The organism is Streptomyces flavofungini, assembly GCF_041028215.1.
Lineage (GTDB): Bacteria > Actinomycetota > Actinomycetes > Streptomycetales > Streptomycetaceae > Streptomyces > Streptomyces flavofungini_B.
On sequence record NZ_JASKYR010000778.1, the window covers coordinates 1 to 2,683 of the forward strand.

Below are 2,683 nucleotides of genomic sequence, written 5' to 3' on the forward strand. Positions count from 1 at the left end.
CCCCGCGGCCGCGTCACCCGCCGGCTTCGCCGGGGCGGCGGCTACGGACGCGCCCACCCCTGGCTTGTAGTCGGCAAAGAAGTCCCACCAGGCTCGGTCGACCGAATTCGGGTCCTGGAGGTACTGCTGATAGATCTCGTCGACGAGCCACTCATTGGGACCGAAGGCGGCGGCAGGGTCCTTGCCCTGCCCGTCTTGGTCGGTCGAGATGCTCGAGTTACTGGGGGACTCTGGCGACACGGCGGTAACCGCCCTCTTCCGCTTCACAAGGTGATGGACAGCGGAAATAAAGGCTACGCCTCCATCGGCGCGAGGTGCAGGCCGGGCCCGTCATCCGTCGCGTAAGTCACACCGGAACAATGGTTTCGGCGCCGCGAATGGCGGGAAACAACCGAGGTTCCGCAACGCCTGATGGCCGCGCGAGTACGCCCTGAGGTCGTCTACGCGCGGCGGCGGCTCCCGAGTGCCCCGAAGAGCCCCGACGAATCGCTTCCGCTTCGAACCCTACGTCAACTTCATCCGTCGGACAGGCCCGGAAGAGTGACCTGAATCCGGCAGCCACGGGGGGATTCGGCCACTCCGATGTGCCCGCCGTGCAGGTCCACCGCCCAGCGGGCGATCGCGAGGCCGAGACCGGTGCCGCCGTCGTTGCCCGCGTTCTGCGCGGGGGTGCCCCCGTGGCTGCCCCGGTTGAAGCGCTCGAAGACCCGGTGCCGCTCCGCCTCCGGGATGCCGGGGCCCTCGTCGAGGACCTCCAGGTCCAGGGACTCGGGGCCGTAGCCGCGCCGGGCGCGGACCGTCACGCGGCCGTGCGGCGGGCTGTGCTTGACCGCGTTGTCGATGAGGTTCGCCACGACCTGGTGCAGGCGCTCCGCGTCGGCGTGCGCGGTCAGCTCGGGCGGTGAGACGTCCAGATGCAGATGGACGTCCGTACGGGTGTGGCTGCCGGAGCCGGACGCGATGCCCGCGCGCGCGGAGGCGACCATGTTGGCCTCCTTGAGCACGCCCGACAGGTACGGCCACACCTCGAAGCGGCGGGCCTTCAGCGGGACGACGCCGTTGTCGAGGCGGGAGAGGTCGAGCAGGGTCTCCACGAGGCGTCCGAGGCGCTCGGTCTGCTTCAGGGCGGTGCGCATCGTCTCGGGGTCGGCGGCCGAGACGCCGTCGACGACGTTCTCCAGGACCGCGCGCAGCCCGGCGATGGGGGTGCGCAGCTCATGGCTGACGTTGGCCACGAGCTCCTTGCGCTGGGTGTCCTGGGCCTCCAGGTCGTCCGCCATGGCGTTGATCGTGGAGGCCACGTCGCCCAGCTCGTCGCGCCGGTCGGCGCCGCGCGCCCGGCGGGTGTAGTCGCCGTGGCTGACGGCACGGGCCACCGCGTTCATCTCGTCGAGCGGCGCGGTGAGGCTGTGCGCGACGAACTGCGTGATGAGCAGCGTGGCGATCACCGAGAAGACGGTGATGAAGCGCAGCTCGGTCTCGGTCTTCATGGCCACCAGGAGCAGGCCGGTGGTGATGAACACCGAGACCACCACGAGGGCGCCGAGCTTGGTCTTGATCGAGAACGGCCGCAGGCCGCCGAAGGGCCCGCTCACGGCGAGACCACCGGCCTCATGACGTGGGGGTCTCAAGGGCGTAGCCCACGCCGTGGACGGTGCGGATGCGTTCGGCGCCGATCTTCCGGCGCAGCGCCTTGATGTGGCTGTCGACGGTGCGGGTGCCGGACGCGTCGGCCCAGTCCCAGACCTCGGCGAGGAGCTGCTCACGGGAGAGGACCGCGCGCGGGGTGTTGGCCAGGCAGACCAGCAGGTCGAACTCCGTGGGCGTCAGGTGGACGTCCTCGCTGCGCACTCGCACACGCCGCTGCGCGTGGTCGATCTCCAGCTCGCCCAGGCGCAGGATGCCGCTGCGCGGGGTGGTCGCGGCCAGCGCGGCCCGCTCGACCCTGCGCAGCAGGACGTGCACGCGGGCCGCGAGCTCGCGCATGGAGAACGGCTTGGTCATGTAGTCGTCCGCGCCGACACCGAGGCCGACCAGCATGTCCGTCTCGTCGTCGCGCGCCGTGAGCATGAGGACCGGGACGGGCCGCTGGGCCTGGACCCGGCGGCACACCTCCAGGCCGTCGAAGCCCGGCAGCATGATGTCGAGAATCAGCAGGTCGGGCTGCCACGCCTGGGCGGTGTCGACCGCCGAGGGACCGTCGACCGCCGTTTGCACGACGAAACCCTCGGCGCGTAGCCGGGCCGCGATGGCGTCGACGATCGTCGGGTCGTCCTCGACCACCAGCACCCGGCGCTGGGCGCCCGGCGTCGCCGCCGTCGCGCCGTTCTGGGAGGTGTGTGTCTGCTCCATCGCCCGCCCCTGACACTGATCGCTTGTGTTCGGTCAGCAGCGTACGGGGCGCGAAGGGGCCTCGGCTACGCAGCCCTTACGCCGAGGTGCACCACGTCGGGGACGCCTCGGGCAACGGGGATCTCTTGGGTGGTTACCTGCCGGAACCCGGCATTCCGTAGAGCGTCGTCGAAAGTGGACGAGGGCTGGGCGGACCACACGGCGAGCACTCCGCCCGGGGTGAGGCGGGCTTTGCAGGCGGCCAGACCGGCAGGTGAGTAAAGGGAGTTGTTGTCCTCCGTCACCGTCCAGTCCGGGCCGTTGTCGATGTCGAGACAGAGCGCGTCGTACG

General features: G+C 70.5%; 3 protein-coding genes and 1 pseudogene. All 4 read right to left on the reverse strand.

The features are described from left to right. Positions 1-240, reverse strand: a 240-nt coding sequence (locus tag AB8Z36_RS34250) for a 2-oxoglutarate dehydrogenase E1 subunit family protein (RefSeq protein ID WP_369217286.1), incomplete at its 3' end; no start/stop codon positions are given. Positions 241-515: 275 nt separating this feature from the next. After that, positions 516-1,631 carry a HAMP domain-containing sensor histidine kinase gene (locus tag AB8Z36_RS34255; protein WP_440582075.1) on the reverse strand — a complete coding sequence of 372 codons (1,116 nt, stop codon included), beginning with the start codon at positions 1,629-1,631 and terminating at the stop codon, positions 516-518. After that, on the reverse strand, positions 1,612-2,352 hold the full coding sequence (locus AB8Z36_RS34260; protein ID WP_369217288.1) for a response regulator transcription factor: 741 nt from the start codon (positions 2,350-2,352) through the stop codon (positions 1,612-1,614). Before AB8Z36_RS34260 ends, AB8Z36_RS34255 begins: the two co-directional genes overlap by 20 nt. Positions 2,353-2,417: 65 nt before the next feature. Then, positions 2,418-2,683: pseudogene (locus tag AB8Z36_RS34265) on the reverse strand (spermidine synthase); the annotation flags it as partial.

Bases quoted from the DNA above. Each gene is read 5' to 3' on its own strand.
- AB8Z36_RS34260 (WP_369217288.1), bottom strand. From the start codon at position 2,352: ATGGAGCAGACACACACCTCCCAGAACGGCGCGACGGCGGCGACGCCG.